Here is an 18,909-nt window from a genome sequence, read left to right as displayed (position 1 = left end):
TGAAAACAAAGGAGAAAACAGGATGAAACATGGAATCAAAGCACTTTTAATTACCCTTACCGTTGCGTGCTCGGCTCTGAGTTATAGCGCCCTTGCCGCACCAGCAGCAGGGGCAAAACCGCCGATTACACAGAGCAAAAGCGATGCCTCTTCTTCACTACAGGCAAAAGCGCAGGATTCAGCAAAAACCACGGAAGAGGAGGGTGGTGCCCGGATCAGCATTAATAGCGCAAGTGCGGAAGATCTGGCGAGAGTGATGAATGGCGTCGGTCTTAAGAAGGCACAAGCCATTGTCAGCTACAGGGATGAATACGGTCCCTTCAAGACGCTGGAGGATCTTAAACAGGTGCCAGGAATGGGGGGCGCGCTGGTTGAACGCAACCTGGCGCACCTGAAACTGTAAGGTGCTTGCGTAGTCGAAAATCTTTGCCAGAATAAAGAGGTCATACCAGTATGACCTCTGTCTCTATAACAATAAACGGTAAAGGTTAACGCGCTATGCAGACTCAAATCAAAGTTCGTGGTTTCCATCTTGATGTGTACCAGCACGTCAATAATGCCCGCTATCTTGAATTCCTCGAAGAAGCACGCTGGGACGGACTGGAAAACAACGACAGTTTTAAGTGGATGACCGCCAACAACATCGCTTTCGTGGTGGTGAATATCAATATTAACTATCGTCGTCCGGCGGTGCTTGGCGATGTGTTAACCGTGACCAGCCACGTTCAGCAGATCAATGGCAAAAGCGGGGTGTTGAGTCAGGTCGTTACGTTAGATCCGGAAGGGCAGGTCGTAGCGGATGCGCTGGTGACATTTGTCTGTATCGATCTGAAAACCCAAAAAGCGCTGGCGCTGGAAGGAGAGCTACGGGAAAAATTGGAAAAGATGATCCGTGAAGGCGACTGAGTAAATACACAAATCGTATTGCCAGTTTGCAGACCGGAACGGTCACCACGAGCCCGGTCTGCATATCCGTATTATTTCAGGCCTGTTTTTTGTTTCATTGTCGCCATCACGCCGGATTTATCCGCCAGGTAGTGTTGCAAGCCGTTTGCGCGCAGATTACAGGCTGCGCAATGGCCGCAGCCATCGCCTTTGATACCGTTATAACAGGTCAACGTTTCGCTACGCACCAGATCCAGTTTGCCCCAGTAATCGGCCTGCGCCCAGGTTTCGGCTTTATCGATCCACATAAGCGGCGTTTCGAAGCGGATATCTTTCGCCAGCCCCAGGTTTACGGCATGGTTAAGCGCTTTGACAAATTCATCCCGGCAGTCCGGATAACCTGAAAAGTCTGTTTCACACACGCCAGTGATCACAGCTTCAGCCTGCACCTGATACGCATACACCGCCGCCAGCGTCAGAAACAGAATATTGCGCCCTGGCACAAAGGTACTCGGGATGCCGGTGGCGTCGGGTTGATAGTCCGGCACAGGAATGCTGTCGCGGGTCAGACTGCTTACCGCCAGTTCATTTAGCAGGGTGACATCCAGCACTTTGTGGGCACGTGCGCCAAGCACCTGCGCCAGTTCCCGCGCCACGTCGATTTCGGCGCGATGACGCTGGCCATAATCAAAGGTGACACAGTGAACTTCATCATATTGCTGCAATGCCTGAACAAGGCAGGTTGTGGAATCCTGTCCGCCACTAAACACAACAACGGCACGTTTCATAATTCTTCCTGGCAATCACAAATAAAACACTATGGTAGCGCGTGCCGCCGACAGCGACCAGCTTCTTCACCGCGCGGGGGCCGGTATCCAGGCTTCGGCAAAATCGAACCAGCCGCGGGTATTCAAATGAATCCCCTCAACACCGGGCGGCGCACTGATACGGTACTGATAATTAAACAGTGGCGTCAGGATCGCATCATTCATTAGCGTGTTGAACACATCCTGTAGCGCCAGATTACGTTCTCGTTCATCGGCTTGACGTTGTACGGCGTCCAGGGTGGTTTGCAGATGAGCAACGTGTGGCGCGCTCAGCAGGTTTGGCCACAGTGGATCGCAGCGCAGCCATTGTTCAAGGGCATATTCCGGCGCTTCGCCAATTAAGCGGTCTCCCATCATCAGATCGGCAGATGCCAGTTGAGTACACCCATCCCAGTTTTTACCGTCATGGAAGAGAAGCGTCAGTTCGCAGCCGAGCGTGGTGAGATAACGCTTCAACTGTTCTGCCATGGTGTGGAGTTCAACCGGTAAATGGTAGAGCAAAGTGAGTTTTTCGGGCAGAGGTGCGTTTTGTGGCGGCCAGTCCGGCATTTTCCAGCCAGGCAATAATTCACGGGTGGGATTGATCAGGTTTTCATCCAGCGGCAGTGTCTGTAACAGCGACGTATCGTGAATAATTTGCACCAGACGGCGTAATTGTGCCTGACTCAGTCGCGCGCCCGGTCGTTGAGCAAGGTAACAGAATCCCAGGCTGATGCTGTTACTCACGGGTTGTAAATGCTGAAGCTCATCCGGTTCGCCAATAGCAATTTCCACCGGGTGCCGACAACTGGTGCCCAGATCCCGATCAAACAGTTGCGGCGTGATCCAGAACTCGACGGCTTTTAGCAACGGATGACCCAAATGATAGTGATCGTGGCTCTCCAGCCGCACCAGTTCCCGACTAAAGGTCAGCAGTCGAAATGGGCCGGTGCCGATGAGGGGGTGCTGCGGATGCGCAAGGCAACTGACATAACTGGCAAGACGATGTGCCAGCCAGTAGTCAGGTCGGTGCAGTGTAAAGGTCAGACACCAGGGATGTGTGATCTCAATGCCGTCGACGCTGGCGAACAACTTACGAAGCGCAGGCAGCTCTAGCAACAGCAGTAATCGTTGCTGTAATTGCCCGGCGGTGACGGCATCGCCATTGTGCCAGTGCAGGGTTGAGTGCAGATGGAAACGCCAGGACAGACCGTCATTGCTGATATCCCAGTGGTGCGCCAGATCGCCCTGCGGTAGCGTGCTGCGTGGCGTAAAGCGGGTCAATCCACTGAAAATTTGCCCGGCAAGATGTTGTTCCGCGCGGCCCGGAAGAAAACCGGGTACCAGAGGATCCAACGGTCGATAGTAGGGAATACGTAACGTAGGTGTTTCGTTTTGCCAGAAACCGCCGAGGAACGGATTGAGCAAAGTGCGCAGGTCGTCGGCATCAAGCTGTGCGAGAGCCAGCGCATTTTGCTGCTGTCCGGTGTTCAGTGCCTGTTCCAGCATTTCGCTTCGCAGCGATTCAGGCGTCACCCGGAAATGCAGCTCACCCCGTTTACCGCGCCCGGACTGCGATTGCCAGCTTAACCATCCTGCCTGCTGCATCTGTCGCAGTAGCGTGCGCATATGACGCTCACTGCAAAAGCAGCGCGCTGCCAGCTCGGCGACGCTCACGGATTGCGCTTCGCCATCTGTGGCGTGCCACAGTCGCTGGTACTGATGGAGTCGATTGAGTTGTCGCATAAACCCGGAACAATAATTTTTATCTATTCAGTATTACTTCCGTATATATCAGGCAATACTGGATAGCAACACAACGGCACCCTATTCGGAGAAATATTTATGGCTCGTCTGGCCGCTTTTGACATGGATGGCACCCTGTTAATGCCCGACCATCGTTTTGGCGAACAAACACTGGCTACGCTCCGTCGCCTGTACGATCGCGAAATCACTCTGGCGTTTGCCACCGGCCGACATGCTCTTGAGATGCAGCGCATCACCCGAAGCCTGGCGCTGGATGCATTTCTGATTACCGGCAATGGCACCCGCATCCACTCCCGGGAAGGTGATGTGCTGTATCGGCAGGATCTGGATCCGGAAGTGGCAGATCGGGTGCTGCACAGCAAATGGGAAACCTCAGCTACCGTTCATGTTTTTAATGACTCGGGCTGGCTGACGGATCGCGTCTTTCCGGAAATGCTGGAAGCGCATATGCAAAGCGGTTTTACCTACCAACTGGCGGATCTCAAGCGGTTATCGGCTTACGATGTCACCAAAATCTGTTTTGTTGGCGAGCATGATGATCTTTGCCGGCTGCGTATTCAGCTTAATGAGGCGCTCGGCGAGCGCGCGCATTTATGCTTCTCCGCAGAATATTGCCTGGAAGTACTGCCGTTAGGTTGCAATAAAGGTGCCGCGCTGGCGGTACTGAGCGCGTCGCTGGGTTATACGTTGCAGGATTGTATGGCGTTTGGCGATGCGATGAATGACCGGGAAATGCTTGAAAGCGTGGGCTACGGCATGATTATGGGCAACGCCATGCCGCAACTGCGAGCGGCATTGCCTCATTTACCGGTTATCGGGCACTGCCGCGATCAGGCGGTGTCTCACTTTTTGACACACTGGCTGGACACACCACATCTTCCTTATTCCCCCGAATGACGACGATTTTTCCAGCAAGCCGGGTAACTGTTACCCGGCTTTTTTTATGCCTGGACCAGACGGGTAATTTCTGCGCTCCAGGGCGTAATATCGCCCATGTTGGCCGCCACCCACTGTGGGTTGTAATAGGTATCGAGGTAGCGGTCGCCGCTGTCGCACAGCAGCGTCACGATAGCCCCACGACGCCCTTCGGCACGCATCCTCACAGCAAGTTGTAATGCGCCCCACATATTGGTGCCGGTAGACGCGCCAACTTTACGGCCCAGTTGCGTTTCCAGCCACTGCGCGGTGGCGACGCTGGCGGCATCCGGTACGCGCAACATTTCATCCACCACATCGGCAATAAATGAAGGCTCCACGCGCGGGCGGCCTATCCCCTCAATTTTACTGCCCACCGGGCTGCGCAAACTGGCGTCGCGCTGTTGCCAGTAATCAAGAAAGACTGAGTTTTCCGGATCCACCACCAGCAACTGTGTGTCATAGCCCTGGCTACGAATATAGCGGCCAAGGGTGGCTGAGGTGCCGCCTGTTCCCGCGCTCATGACGATGTAATCGGGCTGCGGATAGGGTTCGTTTTTCATCTGCCGGAATATGCTGTCGGCGATGTTATTATTGCCTCGCCAATCGGTGGCGCGTTCAGCATAGGTGAACTGATCCATATAGTGACCATTCAACGTTTTCGCCAGCCGTTCAGATTCGGCGTAGATCTCACAGGCGCTATCCACAAAGTGACAACGGCCGCCGTAAAACTCAATCTGTTCAACCTTGCGTTTCGCCGTGCAGTAGGGCATGACTGCGATAAATGGCAAACCCAGCAGGCGGGCGAACCAGGCTTCTGAAACGGCGGTGGAACCGGAAGAGGCTTCTATAATCGTCGTGCCTTCTTTGATCCAACCGTTACACAGACCGTACAGAAACAGTGAGCGTGCCAGACGATGCTTCAGACTGCCGGTAGGATGGGTGCTTTCATCTTTCAAATAGAGATTGATCCCCGGAAAACCCGGCAGCATCAGCCGAATCAGATGCGTATCTGCTGAGCGCTGTGCATCGGCGTTGATCTCGTTAATGGCGTATTTAACCCAGCTATTCATGGTGCGTTTCCGTTTGTCATTTTGTGCCCAGTCTAGCGAAAGCAGAAGAAAAAAAGGTTGCCTTTTAGCCTTTGATATAGACTCTAAGGAGAAATTTTTTCTCCCGGAGTGGGATATGTTAGATAAAGTTGACCGTAAGCTCCTTTCGCTGCTGCAACAGGATTGTTCGCTCTCTTTGCAGGCGCTGGCAGATGCCGTTAATCTGACCACCACGCCCTGCTGGAAACGTCTGAAACGCCTCGAAGACGACGGAATATTGCTCGGTCGTGTGGCGGTACTGGATGCCGAAAAGCTGGGCTTAAACCTGACCGCTTTTGTGCTGATCAAAACCCAGCATCACAGTAGCGAATGGTATTGTCGCTTTGTCAGCGAAGTGACGCAGATGCCTGAAGTGTTGGGTTTCTGGCGTATGGCGGGGGAGTATGATTACCTGCTGCGGGTGCAGGTCGCGGATATGAAACGCTATGATGACTTCTATAAGAAACTGGTCAACAGCGTGCCGGGGCTGTCAGATGTCACTTCTAGCTTCGCCATGGAACAGATAAAATACACCACGGCTTTGCCCATTGAATAACCCTCCCGGTTGTTAACCGACAGCCGGAAAATCACGTTCAGGATGTAACCGCGTGCGATTATTTGCTCAGTTAGGCTGGTATTTTCGCCGGGAATGGCGACGCTATCTCGGCGCAGTAGCCCTACTTATTATCATAGCCATCCTTCAGCTTATTCCGCCGAAAGTGGTGGGCGTTATTGTGGATGGCGTGACCGAACACCATTACACCGCGCAACAGGTGTGGATGTGGGTGGGCCTGCTGGTCATCGTCGCGGTGGTCACTTACCTGCTGCGCTATGTCTGGCGCGTCTGGCTGTTTGGTGCGTCTTATCAGCTGGCCGTTGAATTGCGCGAGGATTTTTACCGCCAGCTAAGCCGCCAGCATCCGGAATTCTATTTACGCCATCGTACCGGTGACTTGATGGCTCGCGCGACGAACGATGTGGATCGTGTGGTGTTTGCCGCCGGGGAAGGCGTACTGACGCTGGTAGATTCACTGGTGATGGGCTGCGTGGTGCTGGTAGTGATGTCAACGCAAATCAGCTGGCAGTTAACACTGCTGTCGTTATTGCCAATGCCAATTATGGCGCTGGTGATTAAGCGCTACGGCGATCAGCTGCATCAGCGCTTTAAACTGGCGCAGGCGGCGTTCTCCGCGCTGAACGATCGCACACAGGAAAGCATGACCAGCATCCGCATGATCAAGGCGTTTGGTCTGGAAGATCGCCAGTCTGCGCTGTTTGCCAGTGAAGCGGCGGATACCGGCGCGAAAAACATGCGCGTGGCGCGCGTTGACGCCCGTTTCGATCCAACCATTTATATTGCCATTGGTATGGCGAACATGCTGGCCATCGGCGGCGGAAGCTGGATGGTAGTAAATGGCAGCTTAACCCTCGGGCAACTCACCAGTTTTGCCATGTACCTTGGGTTGATGATTTGGCCGATGTTGGCGCTGGCCTGGATGTTTAATATTGTCGAGCGTGGTAGCGCGGCCTATAGCCGTATTCGCGATATGCTGGCAGAGATGCCGGTGGTGAAAGATGGTAGCCAGTCCGTGCCGGAAGGCCGTGGCAACCTGACTATCGCCATTCGCGAATTCCGTTACCCGCAAACGGAACAACCTACGCTGAACAATGTGAGTGCAGTGCTGAACCCAGGGCAGATGCTGGGCATTTGCGGCCCGACAGGCGCAGGGAAAAGTACGTTACTGTCGCTAATTCAGCGCCATTTTGATGTGACTGACGGGGACATCCGTTTTCACGAAGTGCCGCTGCCGCAGCTTAAACTGGATGCCTGGCGCAGTCGTCTGGCAGTGGTGAATCAGACGCCGTTCCTCTTTTCCGATTCCGTCGCCAGTAATATTGCACTGGGTAAACCGGGAGCGACGCAGGAAGAGATCGAGCATGTGGCCCGACTGGCCAGCGTGCATGAGGATATTTTGCGTCTGCCGCAGGGCTACGCCACCGAAGTCGGTGAACGCGGCGTAATGCTCTCCGGTGGTCAGAAACAGCGTATCTCTATTGCCCGCGCGTTGCTGCTTAATGCGGAGATCTTAATTCTCGACGATGCGCTCTCCGCCGTGGACGGGCGCACCGAGCATCAGATTCTGCACAATCTGCGCCAGTGGGGAGAAGGACGAACGGTGATCATCAGTGCCCATCGTCTCTCGGCGCTGACGGAAGCCAGCGAAATTTTAGTAATGCAACATGGGCATATCGCTCAGCGTGGTCAGCATGAGCAACTTTCCCGCCAGCCAGGCTGGTATCGTGACATGTACCGTTATCAACAACTGGAAGCTGCGCTGACGGATGCGCCGGAGGAGGCCATCGATGCGTAATTTTGGTAAACAGTGGCCAACACTGAAACGGCTGCTGAAATATGGCTCGCCATGGCGAAAATCCTTGTTGAAAGCGGTATTAATGCTGTGGGTCGCGGCGGCGGCGGAAGTCTCTGGCCCGGCGTTGATCAGCTACTTTATCGACAATATGGTGGCGAAGAGCTATCTGCCGTTAGGGCTGGTGGTGGGGATGGCGGCAGTGTATGTCGGCCTGCAACTGCTGGCGGCGTTGTTGCATTATTCGCAGTCGCTACTGTTCAACCAGGCGGCGGTGGGGGTAGTGCAACAACTGCGCACCGACGTGATGGACGCCGCGCTACGTCAGCCGTTAAGCGAGTTTGATGTTCAGCCTGTCGGGCAAATTATCTCCCGTGTGACCAACGATACGGAAGTGATCCGCGATCTGTACGTCACAGTAGTGGCAACGGTGTTGCGCAGCGCCGCGCTGATTGGTGCGATGCTGGTGGCGATGTTCAGCCTTGACTGGCGCATGGCGCTGGTGGCGATGGCGATCTTCCCGGCTGTACTGATCGTGATGCTGATCTATCAGCGTTACAGCACGCCGATTGTGCGGCGGATGCGCGCGCACCTGGCGGATATTAATGACGGTTTTAATGAAATCATTAACGGTATGAGCGTGATCCAGCAGTTCCGTCAGCAGACGCGATTTGGCGAGCAACTGGGCGACGCCAGCCGTTCACATTACCTCGCGCGTATGCAAACCCTGCGGCTGGACGGCTTTTTGCTGCGCCCATTGTTGAGCCTTTTCTCTGCGCTGGTGCTGTGCGGCTTACTGATGCTGTTCGGTTTCTCTTCTCCGGGTACGGTTGAAGTCGGGGTGTTGTACGCCTTTATCAGCTACCTTGGTCGTCTGAATGAACCCTTGATTGAACTGACTACTCAGCAGTCGATGTTGCAGCAGGCGGTGGTCGCGGGTGAGCGCGTATTTGAGCTGATGGACCGGCCACGCCAGTCTTACGGTGATGATGATATGCCACTGCACAGCGGCGCCATCGACATTGATAATGTCTCTTTTGCCTACCGCGAAGATCAGCAGGTGTTGCAGGACATTTCCTTGCACGTTGAACCACGCAGCTTTGTTGCGCTGGTGGGGCACACGGGTAGCGGTAAGAGCACGCTCGCCAGCTTACTGATGGGGTACTACCCGTTAACGCAAGGGGAAATCCGTCTCGACGGTCGCCCGTTGTCTACGCTTAGCCATGATGCATTGCGCAAAGGTATCGCAATGGTGCAGCAGGATCCGGTAGTGCTGGCTGACAGCTTTTTCGCTAACGTGACGCTGGGGCGTGATATCAGCGAAGCGCAAGTCTGGCATGCGCTGGAAGTGGTGCAACTGGCGGAGCTGGCACGGGGGATGAGCGAGGGTATTTATACGCGGCTGGGTGAGCAGGGCAATAATCTGTCCGTTGGACAGAAGCAGTTGCTGGCGCTGGCGCGTGTGCTGGTGGATACGCCGCAGATCCTCATCCTGGATGAGGCGACAGCCAATATCGACTCCGGCACTGAACAGGCGATCCAACAGGCGCTGGCCGCTGTCCGGGAACAGACAACGTTAGTAGTGATTGCCCACAGATTGTCGACGATTGTCGAGGCTGAAACCATTTTGGTGCTCCATCGCGGCCAGGCTGTTGAGCGCGGTACGCATCAACAATTGCTTGCGGCGAAAGGACGCTACTGGCAGATGTATCAATTGCAACTGGCGGGTGAAGAGTTGGCGGCCAGCGCGCGTGAAGAGTCGCTTATCGCGTAATGCACCAAAATTAAGCACGCCACTGAGACTCTTCTCTGTTGGTGCAAAAAAGTAACGCACCATGCACTATCGTGGTGCGTTTTTCTTTGCCAGGAACATTCCGAACCATTACCTGCGTTTTGCCTTTTTCACCTTTTCCCCGTCCGCACGCACTAACAAACTGAAATCCTCCCCGTTTTCATTTTTGGCACACCGCTTGCAATATCTCTTATGTATTAGCTGCGGCCATTATCGAATTTCGACTGGAGGGGGATCTATGAAGCTGGTTACCGTGGTGATTAAGCCATTCAAACTCGAAGACGTTCGTGAAGCACTGTCTTCTATTGGTATTCAAGGGCTGACCGTAACAGAAGTAAAAGGTTTCGGACGTCAGAAGGGTCATGCCGAGTTGTACCGCGGTGCGGAATATAGCGTCAATTTCCTGCCGAAAGTGAAAATTGATGTGGCGATTGCTGATGATCAGCTTGATGAAGTGATCGATGTCATCAGCAAAGCGGCCTACACCGGAAAGATTGGCGACGGCAAAATTTTCGTTGCCGAGCTGCAACGCGTCATTCGTATTCGTACCGGCGAAGCCGACGAAGCGGCACTGTAATACCAGGCACACAGTGATAGGGATGGAAAAATGAAGAACACAACATTAAAAACAACGCTCGCTTCCCTGGCACTCCTGCCGGGTCTGGCAATGGCGGCTCCCGCTGTTGCGGACAAAGCGGACAACGGCTTTATGATGATCTGCACCGCGCTGGTGCTGTTCATGTCGATTCCGGGCATTGCGCTGTTTTATGGCGGTCTGATCCGTGGCAAGAACGTCCTCTCCATGCTGACGCAGGTTACCGTAACATTCGCACTGGTGTGCGTTCTGTGGGTGGTTTACGGTTACTCGCTGGCGTTCGGCACCGGCAACGGCTTCTTCGGCAACTTTGACTGGGTGATGCTGAAAAATATTGAGCTGACCGCTGTGATGGGCACCATTTATCAGTACATTCATGTTGCGTTCCAGGGCTCTTTCGCCTGCATCACCGTCGGTCTGATCGTCGGCGCGCTGGCAGAGCGTATTCGTTTCTCTGCGGTGCTGATTTTCGTGGTGGTATGGCTGACGCTTTCCTATGTGCCGATTGCGCACATGGTATGGGGTGGCGGTTTGCTGGCGACTGATGGCGCGCTGGACTTCGCGGGCGGTACCGTTGTACATATCAACGCCGCTATCGCCGGGCTGGTCGGTGCTTACCTGATTGGCAAACGTGTGGGCTTTGGCAAAGAAGCGTTTAAACCCCACAACCTGCCGATGGTCTTCACCGGTACCGCGATCCTGTATGTCGGCTGGTTTGGTTTCAACGCCGGTTCTGCCGCTGCGGCGAATGAAATCGCAGGCCTGGCATTTGTGAACACGGTGGTGGCAACGGCTGCGGCTGTGCTCTCATGGGTCTTTGGTGAGTGGGCAATGCGTGGTAAACCGTCTCTGCTGGGGGCTTGTTCTGGTGCCATTGCCGGTCTCGTTGGCGTAACCCCGGCTTGTGGTTACATTGGTGTGGGTGGTGCGCTGATTCTCGGTCTGATTGCTGGTCTGGCAGGTCTGTGGGGCGTTACCGCACTGAAACGTATGCTGCGTGTCGATGATCCCTGTGACGTATTTGGTGTGCACGGTGTATGTGGCATCGTCGGTTGTATCCTGACCGGTATCTTCGCCTCCACGTCTCTGGGCGGCGTAGGTTATGCCCAGGGTGTCACCATGGGCCACCAGGTACTGGTGCAGTTAGAAAGTATCGCTATCACTATTGTGTGGTCCGGTGTGGTGGCCTTTATCGGCTACAAACTGGCCGACATGACAGTGGGTCTGCGTGTACCGGAAGATCAAGAGCGTGAAGGTCTGGATGTGAACAGCCATGGCGAAAACGCCTACAACGCCTGATTGAGTGACGTTATCTCCTGAGCATAAAAAAGCCTCCCGATGGGAGGCTTTTCATTTTCTGGCGATTACCCACGATTACGCATCACGCCTTCCTGCACTGTGGAGGCGACCAGCACACCATCCTGAGTGTAAAACTCGCCGCGAACAAAGCCGCGCGCGCTGGAAGCCGAAGTACTCTCCACGCTGTAGAGCAACCACTCGTTGATATTAAACGGACGGTGGAACCACATAGAGTGATCGATGGTAGCGACCTGCATACCGCGCTCAAGAAAACCCACGCCGTGAGGCTGTAGGGCAACCGGTAGGAAATTGAAGTCAGACGCGTAACCCAGCAGGTACTGATGGACACGGAAATCTTCCGGCACGGGACCATTGGCGCGCACCCATACCTGACGCTCAGGACCGGCAACATGGCCTTTCAGCGGGTTATGAAACTCAACCGGGCGGATCTCCAGTGGTTTGTCGCTGATGAATTTCTCTTTGACCATTGGCGGCAACAGATGGGAGAGATCGCGGGCGATCTCCGTTTCGGACTTCAACGAGTCCGGCGGTGGCGCAGAAGGCATGGTTTTCTGATGTTCATAGCCTTGCTCAGGCGCCTGAAACGAGGCGGTCATATAGAAAATCGGCTTGCCATTTTGCACAGCCGCCACCCGACGGGCGCTGAAACTGTTGCCATCTCGCAGGACTTCCACATCATAGACGATAGGTTTTTGACTATCGCCCGGACGTAAAAAGTAGCTGTGAAAGGAGTGAACCAGGCGGTCAACGGGCACGGTCTCTTTGGCAGCATACAGCGCCTGACCGACCACTTGCCCACCAAATACCTGGCGCAGGCCTAAATCTTCGCTCTGTCCACGAAACAGACCTTCTTCAATTTTTTCCAGATTCAATAATGCCAGCAGATTCGTAAGCGCTTGACTCATAGTTTCCTCAGATAAATAACAGCCGACAAAGCGAATGCTCTGTTGATTATAACCTGGAAATGAAAGTGGTCTGATGGGTGCAATAATCTGAATAGTAGGGGGTTTACAGGAAGAAATCGCGGGTATGTGCCACACTTGTTCTCGTTACGATGGTTTAACCACACATCCTGGCGGGCGCGATCCTGCCGGTGCATTGACGATAAGGAGAATTCAATGAAACTCGTGCACATGTTAAGTGGTTTAGCAGTGGCTGTTGCACTGTCCGCCTGCGCCCATAAGGGCGGCGATATTCCAACGCCTGCACCCAACCCGAATGCGCCTGCGGCGACCAATAAACCCGCCATTGCGCAACCTAACGTTTCCGGTACGGTTTGGATCCGCCAGAAAGTGGCGCTGCCGCCGGACGCCGTATTAACCGTCACGGTTTCTGATGCGTCACTGGCTGACGCGCCGTCGAAAGTGATTGCACAAAAAGCTGTGCGTACCGAAGGCAAACAAGCGCCGTTCAGTTTCGTGCTGCCTTTTAACCCGGCGGATGTTCAACCCAATGCGCGTATCCTGCTGAGCGCGGCGATTACCATTAACGACAAAATTGTCTTTATTACCGATACCGTTAAGCCGGTTATCAACCAGGGGGGGACCAAAGTTGATCTGACGCTGGTGCCGGTACAGCAAACCGCCGTACCGTTGCAGCAGAGCGGCGGCGCAGCAACGACGGTGCCGTCAACGTCACCCACGCAGGTGAACCCTTCTTCCGCCACGCCGGCACCGACACAGTATTAATCCGCACCTGTGCTCCTCTCCTTTGGGGAGGAGCCTTCAATAGTTCCAGCGGTAGCGCTGCATATCGATTTGCCCATTCCCGGCGACCACCACCCCCTCTGCCAGCAACGCCTGACGCTGACGTTGTAAATCCGGCCCGGTCAGTGATATTTGGCCATGACGATTTACCACCCGGTGCCACGGCAGCGTACTGCCTTCTGGTAAGCGTTTGAGTACGCCGCCCACTTGCCGTGCGGCGCGTGGTGAGCCTGCCAGTTTTGCCACATCGCCATACGTGGTGACGCAGCCCTCCGGAATAGCAGCGACGATTTGCCAGACGCGCTGCGGAAACGAATCCTCTCTTTCCATAATCAGTTCCTGAAGAGTGAATTTGCAGCATAAACAGCCTTGTGGATGCTGTGAAGAGTGGATTGTGCAAGAAACCAGCATCCGTCCGGGCATGGCTTGCAATTGCCACCCCGGACAGGGATAATGCGCCAGCGCGTTGGTTAACAACGCCTCAATGGGGGCTCTGTTGGTTCTCCCGCAACGCTACTCTGTTCACCAGGTCAGGTCCGGAAGGAAGCAGCCAGGGCAGAGGACGTGTGTGCCGGGATGTAGCTGGCAGGGCCCCCACCCATTTCTGCACAATACCTTAAATATACCGGGTATCCCGTGCGGCTGCTTCAGCAGCATTGAATCCACGAATAATGATATCTTTCATGACGTTAGTATTTAACTCGCCTGGGTTTGACTGTTCACGTTGTAATGCGTCGGTATAAGCGATACGCCATGTATTACCGATTATTGTTGCCAGTAAATGAGCCGTTGGATCTGTGGCTTCCTCTCCTGCACTTTTCGCCATCATGCGTCCCAGTTTTTTGCTGATCTCATCAAATTGCAATAATGCATAGTTCAGAAGCGACGGGCTTTCTGCTACAACTTGCCAGAACTTCACAACACCCTCATGCCTCATCGTCATTTGATGCTTTTGGTCAAATAACTCCTCTGTTAGTTCCCGTAAAGCAGCAACAGGCGAGCGAGCTTCTCGTTGCCTCAAGGTTTTTTCCAGTAGCTCACACAGTTCATCGAGGCGATCGAAAAAAAGCTCTTCTTTGCGGGAGAAGTAATTCGATACCGTCATTCTGGATACATCGGCTGCAAGCGCCACATCCGCTACCGTGACATTCTCGAAACCGTGTTCGAAGAATAGCTTCGTTGCCATATCGGAAATGTGTTGGCGTGTGAGACGTTTCTTTTTCTCACGCAATCCTTCCGATTTGGATGGTTTCATCGATTCTCTCCTTTCGTTCCGCGGGATCTTTTTCTTGAAATTATACTTGGCATAATTTTATACTCGATATAAATTTTTATCCAATAAACATTTTCTGCAAGTGAACGATAGTCACTGTCCCAAAGCCTGTGTAGTGCAACCGCAGAGATCGGGGGCATCGCAATGCGGTGTTTTGGTTAACTCTATGTTTTTTATAATATATCGGGAGAAAGACGTGTCAACCTCAACACCTGCGTTATCACTTTTAGCACAAGACGATACCGAAAACCTTACCCGTAAAAACATGTCCCTTTGGAAACGGCGCATCGTGCTCGTAGGACTCCCAGTCCTTGCCGGTTGTCTGTGCGCCCTGGCCTGGTGGTGTTTTGTTGGAAGATTCTATGAACAGACCGATGACGCTTACATCAAAGCCGATAGCGTATCCATCTCATCAAAAATAGGGGGATATGTCGAAGATGTGCTCATCAGTGATAACCAGACCGTGCGAAAAGGTGAGCCTCTGCTCCGTCTTGACAGTCGTCAGTATCGCGTCGCTATTGATAAGAGTCTGGCAAATATTGCCAATCTGGAAGCTGGCAAAGTACAGGTTGAAGCACACATGTCGCAACTCGAGGCACAAGTGATTCAGGCTACCGCTCAACAACGCGTTGCCCGGCTTGCCGCTGAGCACGCAGACAGTGAGTTGGCCAGATACCAGCCGTTGGTGAAAGCGGGTGCCAGTACCCGTCAGCAACTTGATGAGCGGGAAAACGCTCGTCAGCAAGCTTATGCACAACTGCAGGCGCTTGATGCCGGAGTGAAAGTTGCCCAGGCTAAGCTCGTGGAAAGTCGGGCACAGCACCAGGCTTATGTCGCGCAACTGGAGGGCGCGAAAGCGGATCTCCAGCGTAATAAGCTCGACCTGGAGGACACCGTGTTACGCAGTACCCAGGATGGGCAGGTGGGTGATTTAGGCGTACGGGCCGGGCAATTTATCCAACCGGGCGGACGTTTAATGTCAATTGTGCCCCTACGCCATGTCTATGTTATTGCCAATTTCAAGGAAACGCAGGTGGGTGGAATGCGAAAAAATCAACCCGTACGTGTCCATATTGACGCGTTTCCAGGTAAGACATTTACAGGTTATGTCGATAGCTTTGCCCCCAGTACCGGGTCTGAATTCGCCTTATTGCCACCGGAAAACGCCACAGGAAATTTCACGAAGATAGTGCAACGTGTACCGGTTCGTATCCGATTAGATAATCTTACTCTGCCTGCGGCCGTTATCCCCGGATTATCAGTCAGTGTCGAAGTCAACACGCATGAAAAACAGGCTGATCATGGTTGAGAAAAATAAACACCTGGTGAATGCCACCCTCACTGACTGGATTGCTGTCGCCGCGGGAGCGACAGGCGCATTAATGGCCACGCTTGATATCTCCATTACGAATTCGGCATTACCACAAATTCAAGGTGCTATTGGTGCAACAGGGACAGAGGGAACCTGGATATCGACAGGATATATGATGTCTGAAATTGTCATGATCCCTATGGTTGCCTGGCTGACCAGACTGCTTGGTCTGCGTAATCTGCTGGTAATAAATGCCTCTCTCTTTATTTTTTTCTCCTTTTTATGTGGGATGTCCACGAGTTTACCGATGTTAATTGCTGCCCGCGTGGGGCAGGGACTCAGCGGTGGCGCGATGATACCGACAGCACAATCTATTGTTCGAACGCGTCTTCCGCTTCATCAATTGCCTACGGGTATGACAGCATTTGGTTTGACGGTGATTATGGGCCCATTACTTGGGCCTGTTGTAGGTGGATGGCTAACAGAAAACGCAAGTTGGAGCTGGTGCTTTTTTATTAATGGCCCGATCTGTCTGGTCATGTTACTGATGCTGATGTGGGGATTACCGTCTGAACCGATCAGACCTAACGCATTTATCGGCACTGACTGGATAGGCATCAGCGGGCTGGCGCTAGGGTTGAGTAGCCTGATTGCTTTCCTCGAAGAAGGGCAGCGGCTGAACTGGTTCGAATCCACACTCATTTGTTGGCTCTTTCTGTTTTCGCTGGCAGGTGCGGGATTAATTTTGCTATCGCAAAAATATGCCAGACAGCCAATATTGCGTCTGTCGTTGCTGAACAATCGCCATTTTTCTTCGGTAATTATCATCATCTTTACCACCGGGATTGTGATGTACGGCATTGCCTATCTGGTTCCTCAGTTTCTCTCTCAAGTCGCGGGATATAATGCTGAGCAGTCCGGGCAGATATTACTATTAGCGGGAATCCCGGCACTGCTTTTAATGCCTGTACTTCCCCGGCTTGTCACAAAGATAGACAGTAAGTTAATCATCATTCCCGGATTATTACTGTTCGCGGTAAGTTGTCTGTTGGATACAGGTCTTACATCACAGAGCACGGGTGAAAATTTTATCTTTTCGCAGCTTGTACGTGGCTTTGCGCAGATGCTGTGTATGATGCCACTCAATCAGGCTGCAATGGCCGCAGTATCTAAAGAGGAGTCCGGAGATGCTGCTGGATTATATAATATGGCGCGTAACCTGGGCGGTGCTGTAGGGTTAGCGTTCATCGGCACTTTTTTAGATCGGAGACAGTTATTACATAATGCATTGTTACGTCAGTCAGTGCATGCCAGTTCATCCGTTGTTCAATCTCACATGAATACGCTTTCTGCAGCATGGGGGAATAATGAGAGTGCTGAGACAAAAGCGATGGCACATTTAGCTGGCCAGATTTCGAAACAATCTTTGGTTATTTCCTATAATGAGACATATCTATTGTTAATGGTGTTTATGCTTCTGTGTGTGCCGTTAGCTTTTTTATTAAGGCGCAGGTGAAATAATTTAAAAATTGCATGGGTGTAATAATGATAATGTAATCTTGTGGGCTTAAATATAATCTTGGCAGGAGGATGATAATGAACTTAGCGAACCAGGTTATTGAATCATTGCTTGCCTGGATTGACGATAATCTCGGTCTCCCGTTGAGGATAGAAGATATTGCTGTGCGCTCAGGTTATTCAAAATGGCATATACAGCGCATATTTTTTCTCAATACAGGAACTAGTATGGGACGATATATCCGTAACAGAAAATTGGAAAAAGCTGCACAGGATTTATGTATAAGCAATGACAAGATAGGCGTTATATCAGAGCGTTATGGTTATGATTCTCAACAAACGTTCACGCGCGTTTTTACAAAAAAATATCACCTTTCGCCAGGCAATTACAGAAAGTGGAAACAAGACATTGATTAGTTTGAGAGACGTTATTCAGCGATAGTAATGAGGTGCTCTGACCAAGCGGCCTCTTTCTTGTTACTGTACGATTTTTAAATCGTAAGGGTAGAGGCATCCCCTTGTGTAAAACGAACAGTTCCGTTTGCTTAGGTCGTGTTGTTATCCATTTAAATTATAATGAGAAAACTTCATTTTGTTACATTTGTAGCGACAAAAAATGACTGGCAGTGTTTAAAAGTCTTGACAAATTTAATCCCATAGCTAAATTTGAGCGACTGCTCTAATTTCAGAGATGTCATGAGAAGAGCGGATTTGTGACGTTTTTTATAAACAATACATGACCAGGGATTTACTCATATGTCCTACTTTAAGCAAGCAGAAAACCATATGAAAACAAAGGCAATAACAATGGTATTGGCTTCTGTTTTTGCCATTTTCTCCACTCCGACTATGGCTAAAGATGACGCGGCAGAAACTTACAATATCGCTGTTTACAGAGGAGCGGCAGGATGCCCGGGTTGCTCTGAAATGGTCGTCAAATCTCTGGTCAATACCGGGCTACGATTGCATATTTCTTATATTGGCGAAAAAGAAAAGCTCAAGCTCAGCAGTCAAACGCTGAAGGATTTTGATCTCTATATTCAACCTGGTGGTGGTCAGGATATACCGGGATCGTATAAAGCTCTTGGCAATGAGGGAGCAGAGGCTATTCGTCAGTTCGTAGAAAACGGGAACGGTTTTCTGGGTATTTGCATGGGGGCATATCTTGCTGATAAAGACTGGATAGGACTAATTGATGCGCCACTGGAGTCTGAGGTGGGTAGACCGGGTTCTCACGTCTACGATCAGGGAGATTATACGCTGCAACTGAAATGGGATAATAAGCGCGAACCGTTTTACTATCAGGACGGTCCCTATCTCAATAGCAGTACTGCAAGCACTGGTTTCCAGCCGGTTGCTTATTACGAGAATGGTGATATAGCCATCGCTAAATATAAATATGGAAAAGGTGTTGTTGGCCTGTCAGGGCCACATCCTGAGGCCGATGAGACATGGATTGATACCACAATGCCAGGCAACACAACAGCGGAGAGTAAAATGCAGCGTCTATTGCGTTATTTTGATGCAAAAAAGCGTCAGGCTCAAACCGATATGTGACAG

Annotated in this window: 19 protein-coding genes and 1 other RNA gene; 14 read left to right on the top strand and 6 right to left on the bottom strand. The window is 52.2% G+C overall.

The window, feature by feature from the left end:
* Positions 1-22: 22 nt before the first annotated feature.
* Together GA0061071_RS07150 and GA0061071_RS07145 are read left to right on the top strand one after the other, a co-directional pair.
* Entirely contained in the window at positions 23-403 is a 381-nt protein-coding gene (locus GA0061071_RS07150) for a helix-hairpin-helix domain-containing protein (RefSeq protein ID WP_088236766.1), read from the top strand.
* A 95-nt stretch (positions 404-498) separates the two neighbouring features.
* Complete coding sequence (locus tag GA0061071_RS07145; RefSeq protein ID WP_061497173.1) at positions 499-906, top strand: YbgC/FadM family acyl-CoA thioesterase; 408 nt, start codon at positions 499-501, stop codon at positions 904-906.
* A 71-nt stretch (positions 907-977) separates the two neighbouring features.
* On the opposite strand, the gene queC is transcribed toward GA0061071_RS07145, so the two are convergent.
* Both queC and GA0061071_RS07135 read right to left on the bottom strand, forming a co-directional pair.
* Positions 978-1,673 carry a 7-cyano-7-deazaguanine synthase QueC gene (gene queC, locus GA0061071_RS07140; protein ID WP_088236765.1) on the bottom strand — a complete coding sequence of 232 codons (696 nt, stop codon included), beginning with the start codon at positions 1,671-1,673 and terminating at the stop codon, positions 978-980.
* 66 nt (positions 1,674-1,739) lie between these two features.
* Positions 1,740-3,437 carry an SgrR family transcriptional regulator gene (locus GA0061071_RS07135; protein ID WP_088236764.1) on the bottom strand — a complete coding sequence of 566 codons (1,698 nt, stop codon included), beginning with the start codon at positions 3,435-3,437 and terminating at the stop codon, positions 1,740-1,742.
* Positions 3,438-3,536: 99 nt separating this feature from the next.
* On the opposite strand from GA0061071_RS07135, the gene cof reads away from it, so the two are divergent.
* Entirely contained in the window at positions 3,537-4,355 is an 819-nt protein-coding gene (gene cof / locus GA0061071_RS07130; RefSeq protein WP_061497170.1) for an HMP-PP phosphatase, read from the top strand.
* Between the two features lie 44 nt (positions 4,356-4,399).
* Here cof and GA0061071_RS07125 read toward each other — a convergent pair whose 3' ends face one another.
* The gene (locus tag GA0061071_RS07125) at positions 4,400-5,446 is read right to left on the bottom strand and encodes a PLP-dependent cysteine synthase family protein (protein ID WP_088236763.1); all 1,047 of its coding nucleotides are present in this window, start codon (positions 5,444-5,446) and stop codon (positions 4,400-4,402) included.
* A gap of 115 nt (positions 5,447-5,561) precedes the next feature.
* On the opposite strand from GA0061071_RS07125, the gene GA0061071_RS07120 reads away from it, so the two are divergent.
* The 5 genes from GA0061071_RS07120 (at position 5,562) to amtB (ending at position 11,519) form a co-directional block, all read left to right on the top strand.
* Complete coding sequence (locus GA0061071_RS07120; protein WP_061497166.1) at positions 5,562-6,020, top strand: Lrp/AsnC family transcriptional regulator; 459 nt, start codon at positions 5,562-5,564, stop codon at positions 6,018-6,020.
* A gap of 52 nt (positions 6,021-6,072) precedes the next feature.
* Positions 6,073-7,836, top strand: a complete 1,764-nt coding sequence (locus GA0061071_RS07115) for a SmdA family multidrug ABC transporter permease/ATP-binding protein (protein ID WP_088236762.1) — start codon at positions 6,073-6,075, stop codon at positions 7,834-7,836.
* Positions 7,829-9,607, top strand: a complete 1,779-nt coding sequence (locus GA0061071_RS07110) for a SmdB family multidrug efflux ABC transporter permease/ATP-binding protein (protein ID WP_088236761.1) — start codon at positions 7,829-7,831, stop codon at positions 9,605-9,607. Before GA0061071_RS07115 ends, GA0061071_RS07110 begins: the two co-directional genes overlap by 8 nt.
* 256 nt (positions 9,608-9,863) lie before the next feature.
* A complete protein-coding gene (gene glnK, locus GA0061071_RS07105; RefSeq protein WP_002891893.1) occupies positions 9,864-10,202 on the top strand; it encodes a P-II family nitrogen regulator in 339 nt (112 codons plus the stop codon).
* Between the two features lie 30 nt (positions 10,203-10,232).
* Positions 10,233-11,519: an ammonium transporter AmtB gene (amtB, locus tag GA0061071_RS07100; protein WP_061497160.1), complete on the top strand. Its 1,287-nt coding sequence runs from the start codon at positions 10,233-10,235 to the stop codon at positions 11,517-11,519.
* Positions 11,520-11,584: 65 nt separating this feature from the next.
* Here the strand turns inward: amtB and tesB are convergent, their stop codons facing one another.
* Positions 11,585-12,445: an acyl-CoA thioesterase II gene (tesB, locus tag GA0061071_RS07095; protein ID WP_061497158.1), complete on the bottom strand. Its 861-nt coding sequence runs from the start codon at positions 12,443-12,445 to the stop codon at positions 11,585-11,587.
* A gap of 213 nt (positions 12,446-12,658) precedes the next feature.
* Here tesB and GA0061071_RS07090 point away from each other — a divergent pair, with 213 nt between their 5' ends.
* The gene (locus GA0061071_RS07090; RefSeq protein ID WP_061497156.1) at positions 12,659-13,228 is read left to right on the top strand and encodes a YbaY family lipoprotein; all 570 of its coding nucleotides are present in this window, start codon (positions 12,659-12,661) and stop codon (positions 13,226-13,228) included.
* A gap of 36 nt (positions 13,229-13,264) precedes the next feature.
* On the opposite strand, the gene GA0061071_RS07085 is transcribed toward GA0061071_RS07090, so the two are convergent.
* A complete protein-coding gene (locus GA0061071_RS07085) occupies positions 13,265-13,576 on the bottom strand; it encodes an MGMT family protein (protein ID WP_061497155.1) in 312 nt (103 codons plus the stop codon).
* 164 nt (positions 13,577-13,740) lie between these two features.
* On the opposite strand from GA0061071_RS07085, the gene ffs reads away from it, so the two are divergent.
* Positions 13,741-13,837: signal recognition particle sRNA small type (ffs, locus tag GA0061071_RS07080), an RNA gene on the top strand.
* Between the two features lie 25 nt (positions 13,838-13,862).
* On the opposite strand, the gene GA0061071_RS07075 is transcribed toward ffs, so the two are convergent.
* A complete protein-coding gene (locus tag GA0061071_RS07075) occupies positions 13,863-14,501 on the bottom strand; it encodes a TetR/AcrR family transcriptional regulator (RefSeq protein WP_061497152.1) in 639 nt (212 codons plus the stop codon).
* A gap of 307 nt (positions 14,502-14,808) precedes the next feature.
* Between GA0061071_RS07075 and GA0061071_RS07070 the strand changes: the two genes are divergently transcribed.
* The 4 genes from GA0061071_RS07070 (at position 14,809) to GA0061071_RS07055 (ending at position 18,906) form a co-directional block, all read left to right on the top strand.
* Positions 14,809-15,828: an HlyD family secretion protein gene (locus GA0061071_RS07070; RefSeq protein ID WP_088236843.1), complete on the top strand. Its 1,020-nt coding sequence runs from the start codon at positions 14,809-14,811 to the stop codon at positions 15,826-15,828.
* Positions 15,803-17,347: an MDR family MFS transporter gene (locus GA0061071_RS07065; protein WP_088236759.1), complete on the top strand. Its 1,545-nt coding sequence runs from the start codon at positions 15,803-15,805 to the stop codon at positions 17,345-17,347. Before GA0061071_RS07070 ends, GA0061071_RS07065 begins: the two co-directional genes overlap by 26 nt.
* Positions 17,348-17,427: 80 nt before the next feature.
* On the top strand, positions 17,428-17,766 hold the full coding sequence (locus tag GA0061071_RS07060) for a helix-turn-helix domain-containing protein (protein ID WP_061497148.1): 339 nt from the start codon (positions 17,428-17,430) through the stop codon (positions 17,764-17,766).
* 339 nt (positions 17,767-18,105) lie between these two features.
* Positions 18,106-18,906, top strand: a complete 801-nt coding sequence (locus GA0061071_RS07055) for a BPL-N domain-containing protein (protein ID WP_088236758.1) — start codon at positions 18,106-18,108, stop codon at positions 18,904-18,906.
* Positions 18,907-18,909: the final 3 nt, after the last annotated feature.

Source organism: Kosakonia oryzendophytica, assembly GCF_900094925.1.
In the GTDB taxonomy this organism is placed as follows: Bacteria; Pseudomonadota; Gammaproteobacteria; order Enterobacterales; family Enterobacteriaceae; genus Kosakonia; species Kosakonia oryzendophytica.
Note: the sequence above shows the minus strand (reverse complement) of the source record. Positions and strands in the feature narration are given on the sequence as shown.